We start from the raw sequence: 24,700 nt of genomic DNA, 5'->3' as shown, positions 1-24,700 counted from the left end.
GGCGGTCAGCCGATCCCGGGTATGAGGGAGAGGAGCAGGTCGATGAGCTTGATGCCGGCGAAGGGCGCGATCAGCCCGCCGACGCCGTAGACCATGAGGTTGCGGCGCAGCAGCCGGTCGGCGCTCGTCGGCCGGTAGGGCACGCCCCTGAGCGACAGCGGGACGAGCGCGACGATGATCAGCGCGTTGAACACGACGGCCGACAGGATCGCGGAGTCGGGCGAGGACAGCCGCATGATGTTGAGCCTGTCCAGGCCGGGGTGGACGGCCGCGAACAGCGCCGGGATGATCGCGAAGTACTTGGCGACGTCGTTGGCGAGGGAGAAGGTCGTCAACGCGCCGCGCGTGATGAGGAGTTGCTTGCCGATCTCGACGATCTCGATGAGCTTGGTCGGGTCGGAGTCGAGGTCGACCATGTTGCCGGCCTCCTTGGCGGCCGACGTCCCGGTGTTCATCGCGACGCCGACGTCCGCCTGGGCGAGCGCGGGGGCGTCGTTGGTGCCGTCGCCGGTCATCGCGACCAGCTTGCCGCCCGCCTGCTCGCGTTTGATGAGGGCCATCTTGTCCTCGGGGGTGGCCTCGGCGAGGAAGTCGTCGACGCCGGCCTCCTCGGCGATCGCCTTGGCCGTCAGGGGGTTGTCGCCCGTGATCATGACGGTTCTGATGCCCATGCGGCGCAGTTCCGCGAACCGCTCCCGCATGCCGTCCTTGACGACGTCCTTGAGGTGGACGACGCCGAGCACCCGGATGCCGTCGGCGTCCTCGGCCGCGACCAGGAGCGGGGTGCCGCCCGACGCGGAGATCCGGTCGGCGATGCCGTCGGCGTCGTCGGGGATCGCGCCGCCCCGGTCACGGACCCAGGCGATGACCGAACCCGCGGCGCCCTTGCGGACGGTGCGGCCGTCGACGTCCACGCCGGACATCCGGGTCTGCGCGGTGAAGGGGATCCACTCGGCACCGGCGAGCTCGCGCGGGCGAAGGCCGTACCGCTCCTCGGCCAGGGCGACCACGGAACGGCCCTCGGGCGTCTCGTCGGCCAGCGACGACAGCTGGGCCGTCTCGGCCAGTTCGGCCTCGGTGACACCGTGCACCGGCACGAACGCGGCGGCCTGCCGGTTGCCGTGGGTGATGGTGCCGGTCTTGTCCAGCAGCAGCGTGGACACGTCGCCCGCGGCCTCGACCGCCCGGCCGGACATGGCCAGGACGTTGCGCTGCACCAGCCGGTCCATGCCCGCGATGCCGATGGCCGACAGCAGCGCGCCGATCGTGGTCGGGATGAGGCACACCAGCAGCGCGACCAGCACGACCGTCGTCAGGTGGGTGCCGGCGTAGGACGCGAAGGGCGGCAGCGTGGCGCAGGCCAGCAGGAAGACGACGGTCAGCGAGGCCAGCAGGATGTTCAGGGCGATCTCGTTGGGCGTCTTCTGCCGGGCCGCGCCCTCGACCAGGCCGATCATCCGGTCGATGAAGGTCTCGCCGGGACGGGTGGTGATCCGCACGACGATCCGGTCGGACAGCACGCGCGTGCCGCCGGTGACGGCGGAACGGTCGCCGCCGGACTCGCGGATGACCGGGGCGGACTCGCCGGTGATGGCCGACTCGTCGACCGACGCGACGCCCTCGACGACGTCACCGTCGCCGGGGATGGTGTCCCCGGCCTCGCAGACGACGAGGTCGCCGACCTTCAGTTCGGTGCCGGGGACGATCGTGCCGTCCGTCCTGCGGGCCACGGTGCCGGACTTGGCCCTGCGCAGGGTGTCGGCCTGGGCCTTGCCGCGGCCCTCGGCGACCGCTTCGGCCAGGTTGGCGAAGAGGACCGTCAGCCACAGCCAGGCGCTGATGGTCCAGCCGAACCAGTCGCCGGGGTCGGTGAAGGAGAAGGCCGTGGTCAGCACGGACCCGATCCACACCACGAACATCACGGGCGACTTGACCATCACCCGCGGGTCCAGCTTGCGGATGGCCTCCGGCAGGGAGCCGAGCAACCGGGCGGGCTCGAACAGGCCCGCACCGGCGCGGTGTCGGGGAGCGGGGTGCTCCGTCGGCGCGTCCTGGCGGGGCACGAGGGTGGGAGTGGACATGGAGTCCTCGCGGGGTTTGGTGCGGGTGGTCATGACGCCAGCCCCTCCGCCAGCGGGCCGAGGGCCAGGGCGGGGAAATAGGTCAGACCGGTGATGATCAGGACGGCGCCCACCAGCAGGCCGGTGAACAGCGGTTTCTCGGTGCGCAGGGTGCCCGCGGTGACCGGGACGGGCCGCTGCCGGGCGAGCGAGCCGGCCAGCGCCAGCACGAAGACCATGGGCAGGAACCGGCCGAGCAGCATGGCGAGCCCGGTCGTGGTGTTGAACCAGTCGGTGTTGGCGTTCAGCCCGGCGAAGGCCGAGCCGTTGTTGTTGGCGGCGGAGGTGAAGGCGTACAGCACCTCGGTGAAGCCGTGCGCGCCCGGGTTCAGCATGGAGTGCGCGGGGGTCGGCAGGGCCAGGGAGGCCGCGGTCCCCACGAGGACGAGGGCCGGGGTGACGAGGAGGTAGCACGCGGCGAGCTTCATCTCGCGCGCGCCGATCTTCTTGCCCAGGTACTCGGGTGTGCGGCCCACCAGCAGACCGGCGATGAACACCGCGATGACGGCCAGGACGAGCATGCCGTAGAGGCCGGAGCCGGTGCCGCCGGGGGCGATCTCGCCGAGCATCATCGACAGCAGGGTGAGACCGCCGCCGAGGCCGGTGAAGGAGGAGTGGAAGGAGTCCACCGCCCCGGTCGAGGTGAGGGTGGTCGACACCGCGAAGATCGAGGACGAACCGACGCCGAAACGGACCTCCTTGCCCTCCATCGCCCCGCCCGCGGCCTGGAGCGCCGGTCCGTGGTGGGTGAACTCGGCCCACATCATCAGGGCGGTGAAGCCCAGCCAGAGGGTGACCATCGTGGCGAGGATCGCGTATCCCTGCCGGAGGGAGCCGACCATGAGGCCGAAGGCGCGGGGCAGGGAGAACGGGATGATCAGGATCAGGAGGATCTCGAAGAGGTTGGTGAAGGGCGTGGGGTTCTCGAAGGGGTGGGCGGAGTTGGCGTTGAAGTAGCCGCCGCCGTTGGTCCCGAGTTCCTTGATGGCCTCCTGGGAGGCGACCGCGCCGCCGTTCCACTGCTGCGCGCCGCCCGTGAACTGCCCGACCTCGTGGATGCCGGAGAAGTTCTGGATCACGCCGCCGGCCACCAGGACCACGGCGGCGATCGCGGCGGCGGGGACGAGGACCCGCACGGTGCCGCGCACCAGGTCGGCCCAGAAGTTGCCCAGCTCGTCGGTGCGGGAGCGGGCGAATCCCCGGACGAGGGCCACGGCGACGGCCATGCCGACGGCCGCGGACAGGAAGTTCTGCACGGCGAGGCCGGCGGTCTGCACGAGGTGCCCCATCGTCTGTTCGCCGGAGTACGACTGCCAGTTGGTGTTCGTCACGAACGACACGGCCGTGTTGAACGACTGGGCCGGGCCGACCGACGCGAAGCCGAGCGAGCCGGGCAGGTGCCCCTGGAGCCGCATGAGCAGGTAGAGGAACAGGACGCCGACCGCCGAGAACGCGAGGACGCCGCGCAGATAGGCGGGCCAGGTCATCCCGGCGTCGGGGTCGGCGCCGACGCCCCGGTAGATCCACCGCTCCACCCGCAGGTGCCGGCTGCCGGAGTAGACCCGGGCCAGGTAGGTCCCGGCGGGGACGTGGAGCAGCGCCAGGGCGCCGACGAGGGCCAGCAGCTGGAGCACGCCGGCGAGGACGGGGCCCATCTAGAACGTCTCCGGGAAGAGCAGGGCGAGGACGAGATAGCCCAGCAGGGCGACGGCCACGACCAGGCCGACGACGTTCTCGGCGGTCACAGCTTCGTCACCCCCTTGGCGACGAGTGCCACCAGTGCGAAAGCCGCGAGCACGGTGAGGACGAAGGCCGGATCGGCCATCGCTGACTCCTGAGGTGAGGTGCGGAACAACGGACGCATGCAGCAAAGCGCCTCACCGACCGGTTGAGATCACCCGTTGACGGCTCTCTTACGCCCGTGCCCGCGACCTTGACGCACCTCTGACGGACCGTGTCCGTTCCCGTCAGGCGTACGCCGTCCAGTCCACGATCGGCACCGCCGCGCCGGCCGCCTCCCGGCCGCGGCAGTGGGCGTGGTGCCTACGGGCGATGCCGTCGAGGTCGATCCGGGACCCGAAGGCGGGGTGGGCGGCCAGCCGGCGCGCGTACGCCCACAGGCGGGGATGCCCGGTGATCCGGTGCACCGCTTCGGCGTCCAGGTGGTGGCGGTGGACGGTGTCCAGGTGCAGCAGCGCCGCCCACACCTGCACGTCGGCCAGGGTCGGTCCGTCGCCCAGGAGGTGTTCCCGCCCGTCGAGCCGCCCCTCCAACGCGTCCAGCGCGTCCAGCAGGGTGGCCAGGGCGGTGGCACGGGCCGCTGGGTCGCCGTCCCACTGCCCGGCGCGCTGGGCGGCCGCGGTGATGCCCTGCTCGCAGAGCCGGGCCACGTCTTCGACCGCCTCCTCGGCGCCGCGCGGAAGAAGCGCGGGTCCGTCGCCGCCGAACCGCCGGGCGAGGTCGCGCAGGATGTCGGGAGCGTGGGTGCTGACGATCCGTCCGGTCCAGCCGTCGCTGAGCACCGGGGCCGCGGCCGGCCCGGGGTGCTGGTGGGCGCTGGCCTCGTAGAGCGGGCGCAGGGCCCGGTGTCCCCCACCGGGTGCGTCGGGCACGGCCGGCAGCAACGTCACCGGCACGGTGTCGTCGAGGCCCAGCAGGCCGTGGACGACGGCGATCTGCACGGAGTGCGGACACGACAGGACGAGGTGCAGCCGGTAGCGGCGGGACGCGGCGTAGTAGCCGCTGCGCGCGTCACGGCCGATCCTGCTCCGGAAGGGCGGCACGGCGGTCGGGAAGGTGGCGGACATGCGTCTCCCTGGGGGCTCGGTCACGGGCGTACGACGGCGACGGGGCGCGGCGGCCGTGCGCCGCGCGCGGTGTCGTGCGACTCGCCGCACTGGACACCCTCGCCAGGTCGATGTGCCGGCGTGACGTCAGCAGGGGAAGGGACCGCAGGACGAGGCGGACGGTGTCGCTCCCGCAGTCCGCCGTCCCACCGCCCATGATTTCCCTACCGATTCCCTAGGATTCCTCTACGGAGTGTCGGGCCGGGCCGGGAGCGCGTCAAGAGGCCCGCGCCGGGCGCTCGCGCGCTCCGCGCGGCGTGCCGGGCGCCGTGTCACTCCTCGTCGCGCAGACGGGACGCCAGGGCGGTCAGCGCCTCGGTCTCCTCCGTGTGCCCCAGTGCGGTCAGCCGGGTGATCGCCGCGTCGAGGCGGGTGAGGGCGGGGGCGGGGCGTTCCAGGTAGATGCCCTCCACGGCGCCGGCCAGGCGCACGCACTCGGCCCATTCGCCGGCGCGGTCCCCGTCCGTGCCCGGCTCGCCGAGCAGGGCGAGGGCCCTGTCCAGGGAGGCCAGCGACTCCTCGTAGGCGCCGGCGTAGGCGTTGACCCGCCCGTGCTCGTAGGCCAGGGCCGTGTCCAGGGGGCGGCCCTGGGCCTCGTGTCCGGCGGCGCGGGCCTCGTCGGCGACGCGGCCGGCGTCGGCCAGGAAGGCCCGGGCGCCGGCCAGGCCGTCGGGGCCCTGCTGCTGGGCCTGCAGCCGGGCCAGTTCACGCAGGCAGTTGCTGAGCAGCTCGTAGCGGGGGTCGCGGGCATGGGCGGCGAGCGCCTGGTCGGCGGCCTCGCGGGCCCGGCCGAACTCGCCGGACTCGCCGAGGAGTACGGCGGTCTCGGCGGCGATCATGGCGTGGCTGCCCGGGTCGTCGTCCCAGCCGGCCGACTCGGCCGCGAGGGCGACGAACTCCGCCGTGGCGGCCTTGAGGTCCTCCCCCGCGTGCAGAGCGCGGGCGCGGGTCAGGCGCAGCTGCGCGACGAGCCGGTCGTCCAGCTCTCCTGCGGCGACGTCCGGGTCGGCGAGCAGGGAGTCGAGCAGCGCGATGCAGTCCTCGACCCGGCCGAGGTCGAGGCTGAGCTGGGCCGCGTTGCTGTAGGCGCAGTACGCGTCCGTGCGGCTGCCCCGGCGCAGCTCCAGCTCCGCCGAGCGGGTCAGGTGCCGCAGCGCCTCCTCGGGGCGGCCCAGGTGCATGGCGGCCTCGGCCAGATCGCCGTGCAGACGGCCGGTGTCGACCGCGTCGGCCGGCCAGTCGGCGGCCAGGCGCAGGGCCTCGGAGAGGTCGGCGTGCGCGGCCCGGGCGTCCCGCAGGCCGAGCTGGAGCCGGCCGCGCAGACCGAGCGTGCGGGGCAGGTGCCAGGCGGGGCCCTGCGCCTTGAGCCGGTCGAGGAGGGCGTCGATCTCGGTGAGCGCGGTGGGCAGGTCACCGGAGATGGCGAACGTGCTGACCCGCAGCAGCAGGGCGCCGGAGACCTGCCCGGTGATGTCGTGCCGTTCGGCGAACGCGTGCAGCAGGTCCGCCTCGGCGAGGACGGGCGGGACGTGTTCCTCGCTGCCGGTGGTCTGCAGGCGCAGGGCCAGCGCGGTCACGCGCAGCCGGAGCAGGCGGGCCTCCTGGTGCGGGGTGAGGCCCGGGGTCTCCTCGTGCAGGCCGGCGATCGCCGTGTGGGCGGCGGACAGCGCGGCGGCCTTGGCCTCGGCCCGGCCGTCGCCCTCGGCGGGGAGTTCGGCGGTGGCGAGCAGGGCGCAGGCGCGGGAGAGCGCCGCGTCGCCCGGCCGCCCGGCGTCCTCGTACAGGGCCGCGGCCTCCTCGTGCAGGGCCGCGGCGTCGGCGTACTCGTCCCTCTCCCCGGCCAGGCCCGCCTCGTCGTCCAGCAGGTCGGCGCGGAGCCGGGCCAGGGGGCCGACGACCGGGTCGTCGGGGTGGGTGTAGTCGCGGGCGGTGACGAGCGTGCGCAGCCGGGCCCAGCAGGCCCGTGCGTCCGGGTGCCCCAGCTCGTCCAGCTCCCGTGCCCTGAGGACGAGTTCGGGCAGCGCGTCGGGGACGGCGGCGGCCGTGCGGGCGGTGGGGGCCGCGGCCGGGGCGGCCGGGGCCAGCTCGTCGAGGGCGCGGGGCCGCAGGGTCAGCTCCAGCGTGTCCAGCAGCGGGGCACGGTCGAGGCGAGCGCGGCGGCGCTCGGTGTGGGTGGGCGTGCCGTTGCGGGCGTCGAACCGGGCGGCGAGGTCGTCGGCGCGGTCGCGGACCTCGGCGCGCAGGCCGGAGACCGTCCAGGTGCGGCCCGCGTATCCGGCGGCGGGCAGTTCGCCGTGGCCGAGGGACTCGACGCGCTGGAGCAGGACCTCCACGCCGGTGAGGAAGTCGAGCTGGTCCGAGGGCGAGTCGACCTCGTCGAACAGGGCGCGGTTCTCGGCGAGCAGTTCCAGGCCGCGTGCCTCGTTGCCGGTGAGCGCGCAGAACTCCAGGTGCCGGCCGACCTCGGCGGACATCGAGGGGTTGCGGCGGCAGCCGCGGTAGCCGGCCAGGTGCAGTGCGCGGGCGCGGTCGGCGTGGCCGGTGCGCAGCAGGGGCAGCAGGGCGTACGAGACGGAGCGGGCCGGCTCCTCCTGGCAGGACTCCTTGCCCGCCAGTACGGGCTCCCAGGCGCGCAGCGCCCGCTCGTCGTCGCCGGCCGCGAGGTGGTACAGGGCCCGCTGGCACGTCTCGCAGGCCTCGCAGTCGCTGAGCCGGGTGCGGGCGCGGGCCGCCCACAACTCGTAGGCGGGGGTGGTGTCCTCACCGACGTGGGCGGCGAGCTGGTACGCCTGCCCGTAGTAGGGCTGGAGGCCCAGGCCCTCCTTCTCGTACCGGTCGCGCATCTCCGTCAGCCACTGGCGCAGGCTGGCCAGCGGTATCTCGGGCAGCTGGCGCAGGGCGTGGGCCACCCACTTGAACCGCCAGAACAGCAGGTGGCGCAGGCGCTCGTCGAACACGTCGGGCTGCTCGTCGAAGAGAGTGAGCAGCCGGGCGAAGACCACGGGCGACTTACGGGGTTCGGAGCCGTAGGTGTACGCCTCCTGCAGTTCGAGCAGGGCGTGGACGAGCGGGACGGGCTCCTCGAACTGCTCGGCCGCGTCGACGAGTTCCTCGGCGGTGACGGTGCGGGTGCGGCCGTAGGGGCGCTGGTCGTTCTCCTGGAGCGCCTGGTACAGCTCGTCGGTGGTCTGGGGTGTGGTCGGCATCGTCAGCTGTCCTTGCGGAGGGCGTGGGCGAGAAGGTCGAGGAAGGAGCGGTTGATCAGGCTCGACTCGGCGGGCCTGAGCGGGCGGCGGGACAGCATCGCGGCCTGCCCGTAGAGGGCTTCGGCGCTGGTGCGGGCCAGCTCGGGCTCGTCGATGGTGACGGCGGTGCGCACCAGCGGGTTGAGCTGGTTGAGGATCAGCTGGGCCCGCGGGGCCTCCTGGCGCAGGGCGCCGAGGATGTCGCCCCACAGGCCGCCCTCCTGCTCACGGGCGAGTCGCGAGCGGGTGCGCTCGTGCCGGGCCTCGCGGCTGTCGACGAGCAGGGCGGGGGCCGAGGCGGGCTGGAAGGTGCGCAGTGCGACGTCGCAGTCGAAGACGGCGAGGGCGTCGCGGGCCCGGGCGAGATAGGCCGCGGCGGCGAGTTCGGTCTCCCGGTCGACGGGGTCGAGGTGGGCGGTGAGGGTGGCCGGGTCGAGGTCGGCGACGGTGGCCCCGGGCCTGATCTCGGGCAGCCGGTGGACCAGTTCACGGTCGTAGGTGTAGCCGCCGTTGACGACGCCGAGCCCGGCGGCCGAGGCGATCGCGGCGACCTGCCGGAACTCCTCCACGCTCGACGTCACGAGCACGGTGCGGTGGGTGCGCGCGAACTCGTCGAGGGTGGTGTGCCCGTCGGTGGTCTCGAACGGCAGCCAGGGCAGCAGCATCCGCAGGATCTCGTCGTCGTGCACGGCGAGCGACTTCACGGCCAGGTGGTGGGCCTGGAGGAAGCGGTGCAGCAGGTCGGGGTCGCTGGCGGCGGCCCGGGCGATCCAGGCGCGCAGCTTCTCGGCGAGGGCGTCGCGGACGGCGGCGAGGGTGTCGTCCTCGTACAGGGCCTCACGGGACGCCGTCGGGCGCAGGCTCTCGGCGTCGACGACGCAGCGGACGAAGAACGCCCAGTCGGGCAGGATCTCCTCGGCCTGCTCGGAGAGCAGCATGCCCTTGACGTGCACGCGGTGGCCGTGGCGGCGTCCGGCCGGGACCGTCTCGGGCAGCACGCACGCGATGCCCTTCAGGCCGACGGCCGGCAGGTCCAGCTCGATGGTGTCCAGGGGCGTGAAGCCGAAGACCTCCTCGCCGTAGGCGGCCAGGGCGCGGGAACGGGCCCCCGGGGTGGGGTACGTGCGCGCCCAGGGGGCGGGCTCGGGGTTGACGGCCGCGCCCGGGGCGCCGGGCCCGGCCGTGCCGTCGTCGAAGGTCAGCGGGTGGCGCAGCAGGGAGCCGAAGTGGCGGGCCAGGGCGTGCACCTGCGCCGGGCGGGTCCACTCGCCCGCGTCGGCGCGGGGGGTCAGCGTGACCGTGGTGCCGGGCCGCGGCCGGGCGTCGGCGGGCAGGGTACGGACGGTGTAGCTGCCGTCGCCGCGTCCGCGCCACTCCACGGCCGGGGCACCCGGGGTGCGGGCGGAACGGCTGAGGACGTGGATCTCGTCGGCGACCAGGAAGCAGGAGAGCAGGCCGATGCCGAACTGGCCGATGAAGTCGCCGCGCTGCTCGGCGATGCCCTCGGCGCGCTTGCTGCTGCGGCCGATGGTGGCGAGGAAGCCGTGGACGTCGGCCTCGGTGAGCCCGACACCGTCGTCCTCGACGCGCACCACGGCACCGTCGGCGTACAGGCGCACGCCGAACGCGCCGGTGGGGGCGTCCGGTTCGAGGGCGTGCCGGGCGGTCAGCGCGTCGACCGCGTTCTGCATCAGTTCGCGCAGGTAGACGCGGGGGCTGGAGTAGAGGTGGTGGGAGAGGAGGTCGACGAGGCCGCGCAGGTCCACCTGGAAGGTGCGGTCGGCGGCGGTGTGGGGCAGTGTCATCGGGCAGTCCGGGGTGGGAGGGGTGACGGGTGGCGGGCGGCACGGGGCCGGGGCCGGACCGGGTCCGGCGGGTGATCGGGGTTCGGGCCGGTGCGGAGTGCGCCGGCACGACGGCCCGCCCGGCACTCGGGGCGGCGGTGACAGCCGTGCTCGGGCCCGGTGGGGCGGTGTTCCGTGAGGCGGGGGACCGTGCCGCGGGGCTCAGGCCTTGCGGTGGTGGCGGGCGAACTGCTTCTCGGGCTCCGCGAAGTAGGTCCAGGGCCACGTGGTGCAGGCGCCGTCCAGGGTCCGGAAGACCCGCCGGACGGTGTGGCGCTCACCGGCCAGCGACAGGGCCATGGCGAACATGTTGAAGTCGTGCTGCCAGCCCGGGCGCCACACGTACGCGGGGTGGAGGATGCTGTGGTCCGCGGCCTCCCGCAACTGCGCGCGGATCTCGTCGGTTTCGAGGTAGTCGCCGCGGTCCGCCTCGACCCACTCCTCGATGTACGCCATGGCGATCACGCAGCCGAGTCGGTGCCCGTGCGGGGCGCGGGCGAACACCTGCTGGGCGTACGCCAGGGCCTGCCCCGGCTCGCCGCCCCAGCGGGGCTGCAACTGCGACAGCCACTCCAGGTGTGTCTCCAGGTCCAGCGGGTCGCGGCGCAGGGCGGCGTCCAGCCGGGTCTCGTTGACGGCCCGGCCCAGCGACATGCCCCGGCCGGAGGTGAGGAGCCGGCGCCACGGCGTGACCCAGTCGGGGCGCAGTTCGGCGGCCTCCAGCAGGTGCTCCTCGGCGATCCGCAGCCGCTCGTGGAAGATCCGCCACTGTTCCTGCGTGACATCGACGGCGCGCGCGGCGGTGCGGGCCTCCCAGCCCCAGCTGACGTGGCGCGTGCCGGATATCAGCAGGGCGGTCGCCCGGTGCTCCTTGTCCTCCTCGACGGCCCGGACGATCCAGTCCTGCACGCCGTCCAGGTCGGCGAGTTCGCCCAGCACCTGGTGGTCACGGCCGAGGTCGAAGGGGGCCAGCGCCGCCTTGACCGCGTCCCAGTCACCCGCGTCGGCCGCCTCCACCAGGGCGAGCACCCGCGTGTCCCCGAGCGCGCGCAGCGTGTACGTCCCGTCCCTGCGCCTGCGCGGGACGGGAAGGGCGTGCGGATCCGCCGCGGGTCTCTCCTCGCCCCTGCCGAACAGCCTGCCGAACATGCCGCGCCCTCCCCTGGTCCCGCGTGATCGTTCGGAGCAGCATAAACGGCACCCATGACACCGCTTCCACAGGGTTTTCACCAGGGCTTCACGCCGTGGGCTGCTCCTCGGTGTCCAGGTCGGCGTACACCATGTGGTGGTCCGAGGCCTGGCTCGGCTGCACCCGGTGGCCGAGGGCCGTGATGCCGCGCAGGAAGACGTAGTCGAACCTGAGCTGCCAGTCGGTGGTCGGCTCGCAGTCGCCGGTGGCCGGGGGGCGGCACCGGGAGTCCGCCTCGACGGCCAGTTGCTGCACCGGAGTGAGTTCGGGGGCGTCCGGCACGGCGTTGAAGTCGCCGATGAGGACGGCGCGTTCGTGCCGTGCGGCGGCCGCGGCCAGGACGCGGGCCTGCTCCGCCCGCACCTCCTCCTGCTGCCGCTGGGCGAGGTGGGTGTTGAAGACCCGGACGGGTTCACCGTCCACGGTGGTGGTGACCGCCATGTACCCGCGGTCCTCCGACCCGCCGTCGGGGTATTCCACGCTGACGGCGTCCGTCATCGGTGCCGCGGAGAGGATCGCCTGGCCGAAGGCGCCCGGGCTCCACGGCGCTCCCCCGCACCGGCCCCACTTGCGCAGAACGCTCCCGTACTCGACGTGGTAGACGAGCCCGTGCAGGTTCTTCAGGTGCTCCCGGATGCTCTCGACGTCACGGACGCAGGCCTCCTGCATGCCGATGACCTGCGGGGCGTACGCGGCGATCTCCGCGGCCCGGTCGGCGTTGCCCGCGTCGCAGGGGTTGCAGATGTTCCACGTCATGACCCGGTTCGGTACAACGTCCTTGACGGCCCCGACGGGCAGCGAAGCGCCGAGCAGGGCACCGCTCGGCGCACTGGGGCCGACGAGCACCATGCAGACGACGGTCATGACGCCCACGAGCCACCGCGCGCACCTTCCGAGCACCACAGCCTCCTCACACCGGTCCTCCCATAGTGACTCGTGCGGCAGCGGTGTTCGCCCGGAACGGCAAGATCGACGAAAGGAATGCACAGGCCATGAGGGTCATCGTCATCGGCGCCGGCGTGCTCGGAGTCAGCGCGGCGAGGTGTCTTTCCGCCGCCGGCGCTCAGGTGCTGCTGCTGGACCACCGGGGTCCCGGCACCGGCACGAGCGCGACGACGTTCGCCTGGGTGAACGCGCACCGGAAGCACGACCCGGCCTACCACAGGCTCAACGTCGCAGGGATGGAGGAGCACGCCGGGCTCGCCGAGCGGCTGCCGGGTCCGCGGTCGTACGTCCCGAGCGGGGCCCTGCACTGGGCGGACGGCGCGAGCGAGGAGCGCCTCCTGGCCGATGTCGAGCGGCTGCGGTCCCTCGGCCATCCCGCGCGGCCGGTCACCCGGGAGGAGGCGGGGCGCATCGCGGGCGACCTGCGGATCCCGGAGTCCGTGACGGCCCTCGCGCACTTCCCCGCCGAGGGGTACGTCCTGCCCGACCTGTTCCTGGCGAACCTGCTGGCCGACGCCGAGCGGCACGGTACGGAGTACGCGCCGGGTGAGGTCGTGGGCATCGACGACCGGCCGGGCGGAGTGTCCGTCACCCTGGCGGCGGGCGGAGCCGTCCGGGGTGACGTAGCGGTCCTGGCGGCGGGCCGCTGGACGGAACGGCTGGCCGCGCGGGCCGGTATCGAGGTGCCCATGGTGACGGACACCGCGCGCGGAGCGCAGACGGTCGGCCTGCTCGGATACGTGCGGTCACCGGCGCTCGGCCTGCGCTGCGTGGTCCACGGTCCCGGGCTGAACCTGCGTCCCGCCGCCGGAGGGCACACCGTCGTCCAGGCCCTCGATCTGAACGCGGGCGTCGACCCGGCGGCACCGCCCTCCCCGGAAGGGGACATCGCGGCCACCCTCGCCCGCCGGTTCCGCGCGCTCTTGCCCGACCCTGGCGCGCGACCGCGGATCGACCTGCGGGTCGGCCTCCGCTCCCTGCCCGCGGACGGCCACACCGTCGCCGGCCCTGCCTCCGCCCGCTCCCGCGTCTACTGTCTCGTCTCCCACAGCGGGATCACGCTGGCGCCGGTGCTGGGCCGGCTGGCCGCCGCCGAGATCACGACCGGTCAGGACCAGGAGCTGCTGCGGCCGTTCCGGCCCACCCGGTTCGCCGGGGTGCCGCGTCGTGACGTGGAGGTGGACCAGCGGGCGACGGCACTGGGCGACCAGTGACGCCGGAGGGCGGGCCGCCCTGCCCGGGGCAGGCACGCACCGCACCGCCCGCGCCCGGGTACAGCCCGCCCGCCTCCCGAGCGCTCCGCCCGTCCGCGGCTCAGCGCACTCGTCCCCGGGGCTTGAGCGGTGTGGCCGGCAGTTCGGGGGCGGGCAGTGGAGCCCCGTCGTAGCCCTTCACCTCACCGAACCGCGTCCCCTGCATCCAGTCCCGCCGCGCCTGCTCGATCTCCTCCTGGGAGCGGCCGATCCAGTTCCAGAACATGATCAGCTCCTCGTCGAACGGTTCGCCGCCGAGGAGCATCAGGCCCGCGTCCGACTCCGCCCGCAGGGGCAGCTCGTCGCGGCCGCAGCCGAGGTAGAGCATCGAACCGGGCAGTACCGGGACGCCGTCGACGTGGGCCTCGCCGGACATGGCCAGGACCGCGTACTCGTAGTCGGGTTCCAGGGGGAGCCGTACGTCCGCGCCCCGGGTCAGGGCCAGGTCGGCGCCGACGATCGGCGTGTAGGCCGTGCCCGGCGAGGTCGCGCCGTCCAGGGCGCCGAGGATCACCGTGGCCGTGAGACCGCCTCCGGTGACGAGCGGCAGGTCGGCGTGGTGCTCGAAGCGCGGCTCGGTGTGGCGGTGGCTGTCGGGCAGGGCCACCCACAGCTGCGCCCCGTGCAGGAAGCGGGCGTGCGCCCGGGGGCTCTCCTCGGAGTGGCTGATCGCCCGGCCCGAGGTCATCAGGCCCAGCTCGCGCGGGCGGATCGTCTGGAGGCTGCCGGTGGAGTCGCGGTGCAGCACCTCCCCCTCGTGCAGCCAGCTCACCGTCTGCAGGCCCATGTGGGGGTGCGGGGGCACCTGCATGCCGGGTTCGTCGGCGATGTCGTCGGGGCCGTAGTGGTCGACGAAGCACCAGGCGCCGACCATCCGGCGCCCCAGGTTGGGCAGCAGCCGGCGGACCTCGCTGGACTCGCCGAGCCTGACGTGCCGGGGGCTGAGGAGTTCCCGGACCGGCTCCGCCACCACGAAGCCCCGGCCCCCGCACACGGCGGGAGCCGCCTCCCGCTCGAGATTGCTCATGGCGCACAACCTAGTCCGGCGGACGTCTCCGCGTCAGCGCGTCACCCGGCCGTGCCGTGACGGTCCTGCCGCCTCACCGGAAGGCGAGGCGGCGAAAAGACAGTAGCCATGTACATAGTAGCCATGTACTGTTTTTGCATGAGCAGAGGTACCGAAGGCGCGACGCCCGGCTTCCTGGTGTGGCGGCTGTCCATGAAGTGGCGGGTGGCCGTCGACCGGGCGGTCGCCCCGCTGGGTCTGACCCATGCGCAGTACTCGCTCGTCGCCTCGCTGTACGGCATGCAGCGCACCGGCGAGCGTCCCAGTCAGCGCCGTCTCGCCGACCACACCGGACTCGAACCGCTCTACGTGTCGAAGCTGGCCCGCGCACTGGAGACCGCCGGCCTCCTGGAGCGCACCCGGGATCCGCGTGACCCGCGCGCGGTGCAGCTCGCGCTCACCGAGCAGGGCAGCGAGGTGACCCGGCGGGCGATCGACGTCGTCCAGGGGCTGCTCCGGCAGCTCCTGGACCCCCTCGGCGGTCCCGGCAGCGCGCGGACGCAGGAGTTCATGCGCGACCTCACGGCCTTGCTCGACGCACCTCTTGACCCCTTCAGCGAGCACGAGACGGAGCAGTCATGACCACCAGCACACCCCTGCTCGACCCCCGCGTCATCGCCCTGGCCCACTACGCCGGGCGCGCCGTCCTGGAGACCGTGCTGGCCCGGCACGGCGTCACGTTCCAGCAGTCCGTGACCCTGCGCCTCGCCGCCGTCGCCGACGGCCCGCTCGGGCGCGACCGGCTCGCCGACGGCGTCACCGGCGCGCTCAAGAACGACCCGGCGCAGGCGCACGGCGTGATCGACGAACTGATCGCCGCGCACCTGCTCGCCCCGGAAGGGGCCTCGCACGTACGGATCACGGACGCCGGGCGGGAGCTGTACGCCAGGACGTCCGGCGAGACGGCGCCCTTCTCCGCGCGGATCTACGAAGGCATCCCGAGGGAGGACCTGGCCGTCGCCGGCCGGGTGCTGAGCCTGATCACCGAGCGGGCCGACGCCGAGCTCGCGGCCCTGTCCGGCACCCCCGGCAAGTAGTGGAATATTGAACCAACAGGCGCGGTTGACGGCCTCGAAGGAGGTCACCAGTGAACACGACCTACGAGCCGGCCTACTACGACCACGGAACTCCGGCGGAGCGCTGGGAGCGCGCGCAGCTGTTCTTCGACGCCCAGGACTACGCCGCCGCCGCGCGCGTGCTGGTGGGGCTGGTCGAGGAGGTGCCCGAGCAGACCGGGCCGCGGCTGCTGCTGGCGCGCTCCTACTACCACTCCGCGCAACTGCGGCGCGCCGAGGCCGAGTTGCGGACGATCGTCGAGCAGGACCCGGTCGAGCACTACGCCCGGCTGATGCTCGGCCGTACGCTCCAGCGGCAGAGCCGGCACGAGGAGGCCGAGCCGCACCTGCGGGTCGCCGCCGCGCTCGCGGGTGACTTCACCGAGCTCTGACCGGCACGGACACGACGACGGGTGCCCGGCTCCCACGAAGGGAGCCGGGCACCCGTGCGTGCGCGGCTCGCCTCACCGCGCGGGGGTTCCGGTGCCGTACGTCCGCCGCCCCCGTCGGTGGGCGATCTCGCCCAGCAGGATGTCGACCGCGAGGAAGGCGGCCAGGGGGATGCCGAACAGCGGCAGGAAGTACCCGAGCACGGCGACTCCCGCCAGCAGCGGCACCAGGATCTGCGGCGGCACGTGCTGCCAGGCGCCGCGCGGCACCGGCCGCCCGAAGGCGCTGCCGCGGCCGCGCTGCCACCACATGCGGTAGCCCCAGACGATCAGCAGGATCAGTGAGAGGGCGAGCAGCATCAGCAGGATCTGGTTGGCGAGGCCGAACAGGATGCCGGTGTGCAGGTCGATGCCCCAGCGGGTGAGCTGCGCGAGCACGGGGAAGTCGTCGAAGCGCAGGATGTCGGTGACCTCGCCGCTCGCCGGGTCGATCGCGACGGAGTCCTGCTTGGTGGGCCAGCCTCGCTGCACCTGTTTGACGACGTACGCCGAGGTCGCGTCGGCGGGCGGCACGATCTCCACCGGGTCGCCGAGGCCCTCGGCGCGTGCCGCCGCCAGGACCTTGTCCAGGCCCACGCCGTGCGCGGCGTCCCCGGCCTGCCCGGCGGCGGCGCCGTGGCCCGCGTGGTCGCCGCCCGCCGCCGACACCGAGGGGGTGGCCTGGCCGAGGGAGGTGCGCAGTTCGTCGATGGTGGCACCGGCATAGGCCGACCAGGTCAGTCCGGTGGCCGAGAGGAAGAAGAACCCGGCCGCCGCCCACACGCCGACGCTGCCGTGCAGTCCGAGCGTGCGGCGCCGCCCCGTGGTTCCGCGCACCTTGCGCCGGGCCCGGCGGCGGGAGAACCACAGCACGAGCCCGCCGGCCGAGATCACCCACAGCCAGCTGGCCGCCAGTTCGCTGTACAGCCGCCCGGTCTCCCCCAGGTGCAGGTCCCGGTGGAACTTGTCGATCCAGGTGCGCAGGGGCAGCGCACCGGTCGAGCCGTACTGCTCCAGGGCGCCGCGCACCTCGGCGGTGTACGGGTCCACGAACACCGCGAGCGTGTAGTCCTCGTCGACGCCCGGGACCCCGGACAGCAGCACCCGGGTCGTCGCGTCGGCCTCGGGCGAGGGGCGTACGGCGGAGACCGTGCCCTGGGGGTGGGCCTCGCGGGCGGCGGCAACCTGCTCGCTGACGGGCAGCTTCTCCCGGCCCACGGGGACGGTGAGTTCGTGGTCGTACACGATCTTCTCGGCCTGGAAGGAGGCCGCGTACAGCAGGCCGGTGACGGCGGCGACGAGGAGGAACGGCGCCACCAGCACACCCGCGTAGAAGTGCAGGCGGAGGACCAGCGGGCGCAGGGGTGCCCAACTGCTCTTCGACGGGGCCGGGGTGGCGGGTGGCGGGGCCTCGTCCGTGGTGGTCGAGGGAGCGGTGGTCATCGGCGGGCTTCTCCGGGGGACGTCGTCTGGGCCGTTGCGGTGCAGTAGTCGGAGCGCGGGGACGTCCGGTTCCCGGGAGCCGCGTGTGTCGTGCGCCACACGGTGGCGGTGACGCCATGTCATGCTGACGCGATGGGAACTCCGAGCGATCGCGCACCCTTGGCCGAGCGGGTCGAGGAACTCCTCGCGGGCGGCGGTCCGTTGACCGTCGTGGCGGCGGGGGATCCGGTGCTGCGGCGCGGCACCGAGCCGTACGAGGGTCAGCTGGGGCCCGCGCTGCTGGCCCGGTTCGTCGAGGCGCTGCGGGTGACGATGCGCGCCGCGCCCGGGGTCGGGCTGGCGGCACCGCAGGTGGGGGTGGAGCTGCGGATCGCGGTGATCGAGGACCCGGCGCCGGTGCCGGAGGAGGTGCGGCTGGCGCGCGGGCGGGTGCCGCAGCCGTTCCGGGTGCTGGTCAATCCCGCCTACGCGCCCGCCGGTGAGGCGCGGGCCGCGTTCTTCGAGGGCTGTCTGAGCGTGCCGGGCTGGCAGGCCGTCGTCGCCCGGCCCGCAGCGGTGCGGCTGACCGGGCAGGACGAGCAGGGGCGGGCGCTGGACGAGGTGGTCACGGGCTGGCCCGCCCGGATCGTGCAGCACGAGACGGACCATCTCGACGGCGTCCTGTACCTGGACCGTGCCGAGCCGCGGTCGCTCTCCTCCCACCGGGCGGTGGCGGAGCGCTGGGCGCAGCCCACTCCGCGGGAGGCGGCGCGGGCCCTGGGCTTCGACCTGCCGTAGAGGCGCGCCGCGCCGAGGTCCTCGCAGCCGCGGACGACCCGCCCGGCGCGATCGTCACCGTCCCCTACGACGAACGCGCCGTCCGGGCGCCGCGTCAGGCCCGAGTGCCGGCCGGCTCAGCTGTCCCGGTACGCCTCCAGCAGCCGCAGCCACACCTCGCTGATCGTCGGGTACGACGGGACGGCGTGCCACAGGCGACCGATCGGGACCTGCCCGGCGACGGCGATCGTCGCGGAGTGGATGAGCTCGCCGACGCCCGGGCCGACCAGGGTCACGCCACGCAGGATCTCGTCCTCCACGTCGACGACCATGCGGGCGCGGCCCTTGTAGCCGTCGGCGTACAGGCCGGCCCCGGCGACGGAGGACAGGCCCACGTCGACGGCCTTGACCCGGTGCCCGGCCTGTTCCGCCTCGGCGAGGGAGAGGCCGACGGCCGCCGCCTCCGGGTCGGTGAAGACGACCTGGGGCACGGCCGCGTGGTCGGCGGTGGCCGCGTGGGCGCCCCAGGGCTGGGCGGCGAGGTCCTCGCCGGCGGCCCGGGCGGCGATGGCGGCGCCCGCGATACGGGCCTGGTACTTGCCCTGGTGGGTGAGGAGGGCGCGGTGGTTGACGTCGCCGACCGCGTAGAGCCAGTCGTGGCCGGTCACGCGGAGGCTGTCGTCGACCGGCAGCCAGGAGCCGGGGTCGAGGCCGATCGTCTCCAGGCCGATGTCGTCGGTGCGCGGGGCGCGGCCGGTGGCGAAGAGGATCTCGTCGGCCTCGATGCGGTCGCCGCCGTCCGTGACGGCCACGACCGTGCCGTTCTCGCGCGTCACCGATTCCACCGACGTGCCGGTGCGGACGTCCGCACCCGCCTCGGTGAGCGCCTCGGCGATCAGCTCCCCGGCGAAGGGCTCCATCCTGGGCAGCAGGCCCTTGCCCCGCACCAGCAGGGTGACCCGCGAGCCGAGGGCCTGCCAGACGGTGGCCATCTCGGTGGCGACCACACCGCCCCCGACGACGATGAGCCGGCCGGGCACGGTCTTGGCGCTGGTGGCCTCCCGGCTGGTCCACGGCTTGACGGCGTCGAGCCCCGGCAGTCCGGGCAGGGCGGCGCGGCTGCCGGTGCAGACCGCCACGGCGTGCTGGGCGGTCAGGACGCGCTCGGTGCCGTCCGGGCCGGTGACCGTCACCGTGCGGGGGCCGGTGAGCCGCCCGTGGCCGCGGTGGAGGTCGGCGCCGATGGAGTCGAGCCAGCCGACCTGGCCGTCGTCGGTCCAGTTCGAGGTGTAGTAGTCGCGGTGGGCGAGGACCGCGGACGCGTCGAGGGGGCCCTGCACCGCCTGGCTCAGGCCGGGCACGCGGCGGGCGTCCGCGCGGGCGATGACCGGCCGCAGCAGGGCTTTGCTGGGCATGCACGCCCAGTACGAGCACTCGCCGCCGACCAGCTCGCTCTCCACGACCGCGGTGGTCAGACCGGCCGCGCGGGTGCGGTCGGCGACGTTCTCCCCCACGGGCCCGGCCCCGAGCACCACGACGTCGTACGTGTTGGTTTCCGTTTCCGTCATGGGGTCAGTCTGGTGGGTGGTGTGCGCCCTGGCCACACGGGTAGGGGCGCGGAATACGTGCCCGGCCGGCCGTGTTGTGCCGACGGCTTGACCCCACCCAGGAAGAGGGATGTACGCCATGAGCAGCACCGTGGAGCTCACCAAGGAGAACTTCGACCAGATGGTCACGGACAACGAGTTCGTCCTGATCGACTTCTGGGCGTCCTGGTGCGGGCCGTGCAGGCAGTTCGCGCCGGTCTACGAGAAGGCGGCGGAGGAGAACCCGGACCTGGTGTTCGGCAAGGTGGACACCGAGGCGCAGCCGGAACTGGCCGCGGCCTTCGGCATCCAGTCGATCCCGACGCTGATGATCGTGCGCGACCAGGTCGCCGTGTTCGCCCAGCCGGGCGCGCTGCCCGAGGCCGCTCTGACGGACGTCATCGGACAGGCGCGGAACCTGGACATGGACGAGGTCCGCAAGGCGATCGCCGAGCAGCAGGCCCAGCAGCCGCAGCAGCCCGCCGAGTGACGGCCGCCGGGACGGGATCCCGGGCCCGCGCGGGCGGTGTCTAGAAGGGGTACGGGGCCACGTCTCCGCGTACCGTCGTCCAGCGCAGTTCGGTGAAGGCCTCCAGGTTGGCCTCGCCGCCGAAGCGGGCGCCGGTGCCGGAGGCGGCCACTCCGCCGAAGGGCGCCACGGCCTCGTCGTTCACGGTCTGGTCGTTGATGTGGACGATGCCGGTCGGGATGCGCTCGGCGAGGTCCAGGCCGCGGGCCGGGTCCCGGGTGACGATGCCCAGGGACAGCCCGTAGGGGCTCTGCGCGGCCAGGGCCGCCGCCTCGTCCGCGGTGGTGAAGGAGCGGACGGGCGCCACGGGGCCGAAGACCTCCTCGGTGTAGGCCGGGGTGCGGTCGTCGACGTGGGCCAGGACCGTCGGCCGGTAGAACAGCTCCTCGTGGGTGCCGCCGGCGGCGATCTCGGCGCCCGCGGCCCGGCTGGAGTCGACCAGGTCGCTGATCTTGGCGAGCTGGTTCGCGTCGATGATGGGGCCGAGGTGGACCTGGTCCCGGTACGGGTCGCCCACCGCGAGCGAGTCCGCCTTGGCGGCCAGCCGCTCGACGTACTCGTCGTACAGGGACGCGTGCACCAGGTGGCGTCCGGTGGTCATGCAGATCTGTCCCTGGTGGAAGAACGAGCCCCAGGCGGCGGTGGAGATCACCGCGTCGAGGTCGGCGTCCTCCAGCACGATCATGGCGGAGTTTCCGCCCAGTTCCAGGTGCGCCCGCTTCAGGTGACGCCCGGCGGCCTCGCCCACGGCCCGGCCGGCGGCGGTGGAGCCGGTGAAGGAGATGACCGGCACACGCGGGTCGGCGACCAATGCCTGGCCGGCGTCGGGACCGCCGGGCAGCACGTGCAGCAGCTCCTCCGGCAGGCCCGCGGCGGCGAACACCGCGGCCAGGGCCAGGCCGCCGCAGACGGCCGTGCGCGGGTCGGGCTTGAGCAGGACCGCGTTGCCCAGGGCCAGCGCGGGCGCGACGGACCGGATGGACAGGATCAGCGGCGCGTTGAACGGGGCGATCACCCCCACCACCCCGGCCGGGACACGGCGGGTGTACGACAGCCGCGGCGCCTCGCTGGGGAGCACCTGGCCGGCCGGGCGGGAGGCGAGGGCCGCGGCCTCGTAGCACTCCTGGGCGGCGACGTGCAGTTCGAAGTCGGCCTTGCCGGGGACGGAACCGGACTCGCGGACGAGCCATTCACGCAGTTCGGCGGCGTGCTCGGCGAACAGGTCACCCGCCTTGCGGAGCACGGCGGCCCGGGCGAAGTGCGGGGTGCGCGCCCACGCGCGCTGGGCCTCGGCGGCCCTCGCGGCGGCCGCCTCGACGTCCTCGGGGCGGGCCAGGGCGAGGCTGCCGAGGGCCTGTCCGGTGGCGGGCTCGGTGACGGTGTACCCGGGCCCCGTGAGGGTGCGGGGCTGCCAGGTGCTGGCGTCGAGCAACGGCATGACGGCTCTCCGATCGATCGGTCACCGGCTGACGGGTGGGCGGACGTCCCGTACGTGCGCGGCCGGTTCGGCGGTCACGGGGCGGGGCGCGCCGGCCGGCCGCGGCCGGGTGTGCCGCGTTCGGCGTGCGCACACGCCCTCGTCTTGTTGAGCATGCAGCGTTTGTTGAGCATGCAACATCTTAGCCGTGCCCTGTCACGAAAACCCGGTCACCGGTCGCCCGCCGGAGCGTCGCACCGGCTCAGCTGGACTCCCGCTGCACCACCGTCGCGCCCAGCGCCTTGTGGGTCTCGGGCTGCGTACCGGGGTTGCGCACCGCGCGGTCGACGAGCTCGGCCAGTTCCCGGCCCGAGGGCAGCTCCAGGTGGACGGTGCTCAGGCGCGGCCGCAGCAGCCGGCCCAGCATCAGGTCGTCCGCGCCGATCACGGCGGTCTCCTCGGGGACGCGCACGCCCTCGTCCTGCAGCGCACGCATCAGCAGCATCGCGTACTCGTCGTTGTAGGTGAACACGGCGTCCAGGCCGAGGGTGCGCCAGCGGGCGGCGAGGCGGGCGGCGGCCTGTTCGTCGTAGGCGAGGGGCAGCGCGGTGACCGTGGCGTCGGTGCCCCGCACGGACTGGCGGACTCCGTCGAGCCGGGGCGCGGAGAACGCGTCGAGGCCGGGTTCCTGCGGGACGACCACGCCGATCCGGCGGCGGCCGCGGTCGTAGAGGTGGGCGCCCGCGCTGTGGCCGACGGCGTCGTGGTCCATGAGCAGGGCGTGCGCTCCCTCGATGGTCTCGGGGCCGAGGGTGACCACGGCCCGGGCCCCGGAGCGCTTGAGCACCGCGACCCCGCGCGGGCCGAGTCCGGAGCCGGGGACGAGCACGGCGACAGGCCGCAGTTCGGCCCAGGCGCGGGCGGCCTCGTCTCCGTTCGGGCCCCCGGTGCCGTACTGCACGACCGTGTAGTCCAGGGTGGCGAGGGCCCCCTGGAGGTCGGTGAGGAAGCGGCTGTAGAGCGGGCCGACGGGGAAGGTCGGCGCGGGGATCAGGACCATGCGGCTGTGCCCGGCGCGCAGACTGCGGGCGGCCGCGTGCGGGACGTACCCGAGTTCCCGCGCGGCGTCGTGGACGCGGCGGCGGGTGGGTTCGCTGATCCGTACGGCGCTGGTGTTGTTGAGGACGTAGGAGACGGTCGCGCGCGAGACGCCGGCCAGGCGGGCCACATCGGCGCTGGTGGGCACGGAGCGCGACGACGCGGGGGACGGGGGCGCGGGCGTGTTCGGTATCTGCACCATGACGACGGCATCTTGGCAGAAGCCCCAACGCGCCTTTCCGGCGGGGGAGTTGTGAGGATGCCGTGAGCGTTCACGGCAGACGGGGCGCGCCTAGCCGGAGCGACCGGCCCCCGCCACCCGTTCGACCAGGTCGATCCACGCGTCCTCCAGGCGGCTCAGGGGCAGCCCGCACTGCCTGGTCAGGTGGTGGACCAGCGCCGGGTCCAACTGGCCCATGAGGGTGTGGGAGAGCAGTTCGCAGTCCGCCTCGGGGACCGCCTGGCGCAGGAGCACCTCGATGTGGTGGCGCAGCACCCGGCGGGCCGGGGACATGTAGCGGCGGTTCGCACCGGGCTCCGCTGCCAGCTGCAGCTCCAGTTCGTCGGTGGAGCGGCGCAGCATCGCGAGTCCGAACGCCCGCAGCCGCTCCACGGGCGGCGCGCCGGGACCGAGCGGCGGCGGGCCGCCGAGGAACGCGGCCTGGAACTTCTTCTCGGAGTGGTCGAGCAGCGCCGTCAGCAGGCCCGTGCGGTCGCCGAAGCGGCGGAAGACCGTGCCCTTGCCGACGCAGGCCGCGGCGGCCACCGCCTCCATCGTGACGCCCTCGGCGCCGCGCTCCGCGACCAGCCGCGCGGCGGCCTCCAGCAGGCGGGCGCGGTTGCGCGCCGCGTCGGCGCGCAGGCACGGCTCGTCCGCCTCCAGGCCGGTGCCGAGCTGGAGCAGCTCGGGGTGGTCGACGGGCTCCTGGGGCGTCGGGAAGGGCGGCGGGACGGTGGACATGAAGCCAGCGTAAAGCATCGGGAACAAAACTGGACCGCGGTCCGGTTAGGGTGCTAGAACATTAAACGGACCTCGGTCCGGATCGTGACGGCAGTGTTTCACTGCAGTTTTCACTACGTGGGAGTCAGCATGTCTGTTCGTATCCTCGCCCTCGTCGGCAGCCTGCGCGCCGGTTCGCACAACCGCCAGCTCGCCGAGGCCGCCGTCAAGCTCGCCCCGGAGGGCGCCGAGGTGAACCTCTTCGAAGGGCTCGCCGAGATCCCCTTCTACAACGAGGACATCGACGTCGAGGGCAGCGTCCCGGCCGCCGCCGCACGGCTGCGCGAGGCCGCGAACGCCGCGGACGGCCTGATCCTGTTCACGCCGGAGTACAACGGCACCATTCCGGCCGTGCTGAAGAACGCCATCGACTGGCTGTCCCGCCCGTACGGCGCGGGTGCGCTCACCGGCAAGCCGGTCGCCGTGGTGGGCACCGCGTTCGGCCAGTACGGCGGTGTCTGGGCGCACGACGAGACCCGCAAGGCGGTCGGCATCGCCGGCGGCACGGTGCTGGAGGACGTCAAGCTGTCCATCCCGGGCTCGGTGACCCGCTTCGCCGAGACGCACCCGTCCGACGACGCCGAGGTCGCCGCGCAGCTGACCGAGGTGATCGCCCGCCTGCACGGCCGGGCCACGGAGCCGGCCGCGGCCTGAGCGGGGCGCGTCCGACGCGACGGAGGGGCCACGGCCGGCTGACGGCCGCGGCCCCTCCGGCATGTCCGGGGCCCTGGCGGGGAGCGCGGGGGTCATGCCGTTGCTGTGTCTGCGGGATGCGGGGTGCGGACCTCGCCGTGGCGGTGCTGATGCGTCGCCGGGTGCGGGTCCGTCGTGAGCCGGTCGCGCGGTTCCCCGCGCCCCTGAGGGGGCCGGCCCGGGGCCG

23 protein-coding genes are annotated in these 24,700 nt (G+C 73.9%); 7 read left to right on the top strand and 16 right to left on the bottom strand.

Annotated features, from left to right (window positions below; all coding sequences use genetic code 11):
* Positions 1-5 precede the first annotated feature (5 nt).
* The 10 genes from kdpB to ACIGAQ_RS05420 all read right to left on the bottom strand — a co-directional run bounded on the left by kdpB (position 6) and on the right by ACIGAQ_RS05420 (position 12,108).
* The gene (kdpB, locus tag ACIGAQ_RS05465) at positions 6-2,114 is read right to left on the bottom strand and encodes a potassium-transporting ATPase subunit KdpB (protein WP_399779324.1); all 2,109 of its coding nucleotides are present in this window, start codon (positions 2,112-2,114) and stop codon (positions 6-8) included.
* Positions 2,111-3,775: a potassium-transporting ATPase subunit KdpA gene (kdpA, locus tag ACIGAQ_RS05460; RefSeq protein WP_399779322.1), complete on the bottom strand. Its 1,665-nt coding sequence runs from the start codon at positions 3,773-3,775 to the stop codon at positions 2,111-2,113. The genes kdpB and kdpA overlap by 4 nt, the downstream gene beginning before the upstream one ends.
* A complete protein-coding gene (gene kdpF / locus ACIGAQ_RS05455; protein WP_399779320.1) occupies positions 3,776-3,865 on the bottom strand; it encodes a K(+)-transporting ATPase subunit F in 90 nt (29 codons plus the stop codon).
* Positions 3,862-3,984 (bottom strand): hypothetical protein, encoded by a 123-nt coding sequence (locus tag ACIGAQ_RS05450; RefSeq protein ID WP_362284775.1) that lies wholly within the window; start codon positions 3,982-3,984, stop codon positions 3,862-3,864. The genes kdpF and ACIGAQ_RS05450 overlap by 4 nt, the downstream gene beginning before the upstream one ends.
* Before the next feature lie 103 nt (positions 3,985-4,087).
* Positions 4,088-4,927 (bottom strand): glutathione S-transferase C-terminal domain-containing protein, encoded by an 840-nt coding sequence (locus ACIGAQ_RS05445; protein ID WP_399779318.1) that lies wholly within the window; start codon positions 4,925-4,927, stop codon positions 4,088-4,090.
* The gene (locus ACIGAQ_RS05440; protein ID WP_362284780.1) at positions 4,872-5,123 is read right to left on the bottom strand and encodes a putative leader peptide; all 252 of its coding nucleotides are present in this window, start codon (positions 5,121-5,123) and stop codon (positions 4,872-4,874) included. Before ACIGAQ_RS05440 ends, ACIGAQ_RS05445 begins: the two co-directional genes overlap by 56 nt.
* 115 nt (positions 5,124-5,238) lie before the next feature.
* A complete protein-coding gene (locus ACIGAQ_RS05435) occupies positions 5,239-8,172 on the bottom strand; it encodes a hypothetical protein (protein ID WP_399779316.1) in 2,934 nt (977 codons plus the stop codon).
* 2 nt (positions 8,173-8,174) lie between these two features.
* The gene (locus ACIGAQ_RS05430; RefSeq protein ID WP_399779314.1) at positions 8,175-10,016 is read right to left on the bottom strand and encodes an HSP90 family protein; all 1,842 of its coding nucleotides are present in this window, start codon (positions 10,014-10,016) and stop codon (positions 8,175-8,177) included.
* 201 nt (positions 10,017-10,217) lie between these two features.
* Positions 10,218-11,204: a hypothetical protein gene (locus tag ACIGAQ_RS05425; RefSeq protein ID WP_362284789.1), complete on the bottom strand. Its 987-nt coding sequence runs from the start codon at positions 11,202-11,204 to the stop codon at positions 10,218-10,220.
* Positions 11,205-11,292: 88 nt separating this feature from the next.
* Positions 11,293-12,108 (bottom strand): endonuclease/exonuclease/phosphatase family protein, encoded by an 816-nt coding sequence (locus ACIGAQ_RS05420; RefSeq protein WP_311684840.1) that lies wholly within the window; start codon positions 12,106-12,108, stop codon positions 11,293-11,295.
* A 128-nt stretch (positions 12,109-12,236) separates the two neighbouring features.
* Here ACIGAQ_RS05420 and ACIGAQ_RS05415 point away from each other — a divergent pair, with 128 nt between their 5' ends.
* The gene (locus tag ACIGAQ_RS05415; protein WP_399779312.1) at positions 12,237-13,403 is read left to right on the top strand and encodes an NAD(P)/FAD-dependent oxidoreductase; all 1,167 of its coding nucleotides are present in this window, start codon (positions 12,237-12,239) and stop codon (positions 13,401-13,403) included.
* 100 nt (positions 13,404-13,503) lie between these two features.
* On the opposite strand, the gene ACIGAQ_RS05410 is transcribed toward ACIGAQ_RS05415, so the two are convergent.
* Positions 13,504-14,469, bottom strand: coding sequence for a pirin family protein (locus tag ACIGAQ_RS05410; RefSeq protein WP_311684507.1), 966 nt, complete (start codon positions 14,467-14,469; stop codon positions 13,504-13,506).
* A gap of 138 nt (positions 14,470-14,607) precedes the next feature.
* Here ACIGAQ_RS05410 and ACIGAQ_RS05405 point away from each other — a divergent pair, with 138 nt between their 5' ends.
* The 3 genes from ACIGAQ_RS05405 to ACIGAQ_RS05395 are packed head-to-tail and all read left to right on the top strand — an operon-like array spanning position 14,608 to position 15,955.
* Positions 14,608-15,090 carry a MarR family transcriptional regulator gene (locus ACIGAQ_RS05405; RefSeq protein ID WP_362284796.1) on the top strand — a complete coding sequence of 161 codons (483 nt, stop codon included), beginning with the start codon at positions 14,608-14,610 and terminating at the stop codon, positions 15,088-15,090.
* The gene (locus ACIGAQ_RS05400) at positions 15,087-15,545 is read left to right on the top strand and encodes a MarR family winged helix-turn-helix transcriptional regulator (protein ID WP_362284799.1); all 459 of its coding nucleotides are present in this window, start codon (positions 15,087-15,089) and stop codon (positions 15,543-15,545) included. Before ACIGAQ_RS05405 ends, ACIGAQ_RS05400 begins: the two co-directional genes overlap by 4 nt.
* A gap of 50 nt (positions 15,546-15,595) precedes the next feature.
* Entirely contained in the window at positions 15,596-15,955 is a 360-nt protein-coding gene (locus ACIGAQ_RS05395) for a tetratricopeptide repeat protein (protein WP_311684504.1), read from the top strand.
* A gap of 72 nt (positions 15,956-16,027) precedes the next feature.
* On the opposite strand, the gene ACIGAQ_RS05390 is transcribed toward ACIGAQ_RS05395, so the two are convergent.
* Positions 16,028-17,434: a PepSY-associated TM helix domain-containing protein gene (locus tag ACIGAQ_RS05390; protein ID WP_399779308.1), complete on the bottom strand. Its 1,407-nt coding sequence runs from the start codon at positions 17,432-17,434 to the stop codon at positions 16,028-16,030.
* A 132-nt stretch (positions 17,435-17,566) separates the two neighbouring features.
* On the opposite strand from ACIGAQ_RS05390, the gene ACIGAQ_RS05385 reads away from it, so the two are divergent.
* Entirely contained in the window at positions 17,567-18,211 is a 645-nt protein-coding gene (locus ACIGAQ_RS05385) for a peptide deformylase (RefSeq protein ID WP_399779306.1), read from the top strand.
* Between the two features lie 116 nt (positions 18,212-18,327).
* On the opposite strand, the gene ACIGAQ_RS05380 is transcribed toward ACIGAQ_RS05385, so the two are convergent.
* Positions 18,328-19,758: a dihydrolipoyl dehydrogenase family protein gene (locus tag ACIGAQ_RS05380; RefSeq protein WP_399779304.1), complete on the bottom strand. Its 1,431-nt coding sequence runs from the start codon at positions 19,756-19,758 to the stop codon at positions 18,328-18,330.
* A 118-nt stretch (positions 19,759-19,876) separates the two neighbouring features.
* On the opposite strand from ACIGAQ_RS05380, the gene trxA reads away from it, so the two are divergent.
* Positions 19,877-20,266: a thioredoxin gene (trxA, locus tag ACIGAQ_RS05375; RefSeq protein ID WP_383332308.1), complete on the top strand. Its 390-nt coding sequence runs from the start codon at positions 19,877-19,879 to the stop codon at positions 20,264-20,266.
* Positions 20,267-20,306: 40 nt separating this feature from the next.
* Here the strand turns inward: trxA and ACIGAQ_RS05370 are convergent, their stop codons facing one another.
* The 3 genes from ACIGAQ_RS05370 to ACIGAQ_RS05360 all read right to left on the bottom strand — a co-directional run bounded on the left by ACIGAQ_RS05370 (position 20,307) and on the right by ACIGAQ_RS05360 (position 23,781).
* Positions 20,307-21,743 (bottom strand): aldehyde dehydrogenase family protein, encoded by a 1,437-nt coding sequence (locus ACIGAQ_RS05370; protein WP_399779302.1) that lies wholly within the window; start codon positions 21,741-21,743, stop codon positions 20,307-20,309.
* Between the two features lie 241 nt (positions 21,744-21,984).
* Positions 21,985-23,022, bottom strand: a complete 1,038-nt coding sequence (locus tag ACIGAQ_RS05365; RefSeq protein ID WP_311684493.1) for a LacI family DNA-binding transcriptional regulator — start codon at positions 23,020-23,022, stop codon at positions 21,985-21,987.
* 90 nt (positions 23,023-23,112) lie between these two features.
* Positions 23,113-23,781 carry a TetR/AcrR family transcriptional regulator gene (locus tag ACIGAQ_RS05360; RefSeq protein WP_399779300.1) on the bottom strand — a complete coding sequence of 223 codons (669 nt, stop codon included), beginning with the start codon at positions 23,779-23,781 and terminating at the stop codon, positions 23,113-23,115.
* Between the two features lie 129 nt (positions 23,782-23,910).
* On the opposite strand from ACIGAQ_RS05360, the gene ACIGAQ_RS05355 reads away from it, so the two are divergent.
* A complete protein-coding gene (locus tag ACIGAQ_RS05355; RefSeq protein ID WP_094053340.1) occupies positions 23,911-24,474 on the top strand; it encodes an NAD(P)H-dependent oxidoreductase in 564 nt (187 codons plus the stop codon).
* The last annotated feature ends 226 nt before the right edge of the window (positions 24,475-24,700 follow it).

This window comes from Streptomyces sp. NPDC085932 (assembly GCF_044540525.1).
GTDB classification, from domain to species: domain Bacteria; phylum Actinomycetota; class Actinomycetes; order Streptomycetales; family Streptomycetaceae; genus Streptomyces; species Streptomyces levis.
This window is presented reverse-complemented; position numbering and strand designations above follow the sequence as displayed.

What these genes read in the sequence shown, in the direction of transcription:
- kdpB (WP_399779324.1), bottom strand. Translation starts at nt 2,114, where the DNA reads ATGACCACCCGCACCAAACCCCGCGAGGACTCCATGTCCACTCCCACC.
- kdpA (WP_399779322.1), bottom strand. Translation starts at nt 3,775, where the DNA reads ATGGGCCCCGTCCTCGCCGGCGTGCTCCAGCTGCTGGCCCTCGTCGGC.
- ACIGAQ_RS05450 (WP_362284775.1), bottom strand. Translation starts at nt 3,984, where the DNA reads ATGCGTCCGTTGTTCCGCACCTCACCTCAGGAGTCAGCGATGGCCGAT.
- ACIGAQ_RS05445 (WP_399779318.1), bottom strand. Translation starts at nt 4,927, where the DNA reads ATGTCCGCCACCTTCCCGACCGCCGTGCCGCCCTTCCGGAGCAGGATC.
- ACIGAQ_RS05440 (WP_362284780.1), bottom strand. Translation starts at nt 5,123, where the DNA reads ATGGGCGGTGGGACGGCGGACTGCGGGAGCGACACCGTCCGCCTCGTC.
- ACIGAQ_RS05435 (WP_399779316.1), bottom strand. Translation starts at nt 8,172, where the DNA reads ATGCCGACCACACCCCAGACCACCGACGAGCTGTACCAGGCGCTCCAG.
- ACIGAQ_RS05430 (WP_399779314.1), bottom strand. Translation starts at nt 10,016, where the DNA reads ATGACACTGCCCCACACCGCCGCCGACCGCACCTTCCAGGTGGACCTG.
- ACIGAQ_RS05425 (WP_362284789.1), bottom strand. Translation starts at nt 11,204, where the DNA reads ATGTTCGGCAGGCTGTTCGGCAGGGGCGAGGAGAGACCCGCGGCGGAT.
- ACIGAQ_RS05420 (WP_311684840.1), bottom strand. Translation starts at nt 12,108, where the DNA reads ATGACCGTCGTCTGCATGGTGCTCGTCGGCCCCAGTGCGCCGAGCGGT.
- ACIGAQ_RS05415 (WP_399779312.1), top strand. Translation starts at nt 12,237, where the DNA reads ATGAGGGTCATCGTCATCGGCGCCGGCGTGCTCGGAGTCAGCGCGGCG.
- ACIGAQ_RS05410 (WP_311684507.1), bottom strand. Translation starts at nt 14,469, where the DNA reads ATGAGCAATCTCGAGCGGGAGGCGGCTCCCGCCGTGTGCGGGGGCCGG.
- ACIGAQ_RS05405 (WP_362284796.1), top strand. Translation starts at nt 14,608, where the DNA reads ATGAGCAGAGGTACCGAAGGCGCGACGCCCGGCTTCCTGGTGTGGCGG.
- ACIGAQ_RS05400 (WP_362284799.1), top strand. Translation starts at nt 15,087, where the DNA reads ATGACCACCAGCACACCCCTGCTCGACCCCCGCGTCATCGCCCTGGCC.
- ACIGAQ_RS05390 (WP_399779308.1), bottom strand. Translation starts at nt 17,434, where the DNA reads ATGACCACCGCTCCCTCGACCACCACGGACGAGGCCCCGCCACCCGCC.
- ACIGAQ_RS05385 (WP_399779306.1), top strand. Translation starts at nt 17,567, where the DNA reads ATGGGAACTCCGAGCGATCGCGCACCCTTGGCCGAGCGGGTCGAGGAA.
- ACIGAQ_RS05380 (WP_399779304.1), bottom strand. Translation starts at nt 19,758, where the DNA reads ATGACGGAAACGGAAACCAACACGTACGACGTCGTGGTGCTCGGGGCC.
- trxA (WP_383332308.1), top strand. Translation starts at nt 19,877, where the DNA reads ATGAGCAGCACCGTGGAGCTCACCAAGGAGAACTTCGACCAGATGGTC.
- ACIGAQ_RS05370 (WP_399779302.1), bottom strand. Translation starts at nt 21,743, where the DNA reads ATGCCGTTGCTCGACGCCAGCACCTGGCAGCCCCGCACCCTCACGGGG.
- ACIGAQ_RS05365 (WP_311684493.1), bottom strand. Translation starts at nt 23,022, where the DNA reads ATGGTGCAGATACCGAACACGCCCGCGCCCCCGTCCCCCGCGTCGTCG.
- ACIGAQ_RS05360 (WP_399779300.1), bottom strand. Translation starts at nt 23,781, where the DNA reads ATGTCCACCGTCCCGCCGCCCTTCCCGACGCCCCAGGAGCCCGTCGAC.
- ACIGAQ_RS05355 (WP_094053340.1), top strand. Translation starts at nt 23,911, where the DNA reads ATGTCTGTTCGTATCCTCGCCCTCGTCGGCAGCCTGCGCGCCGGTTCG.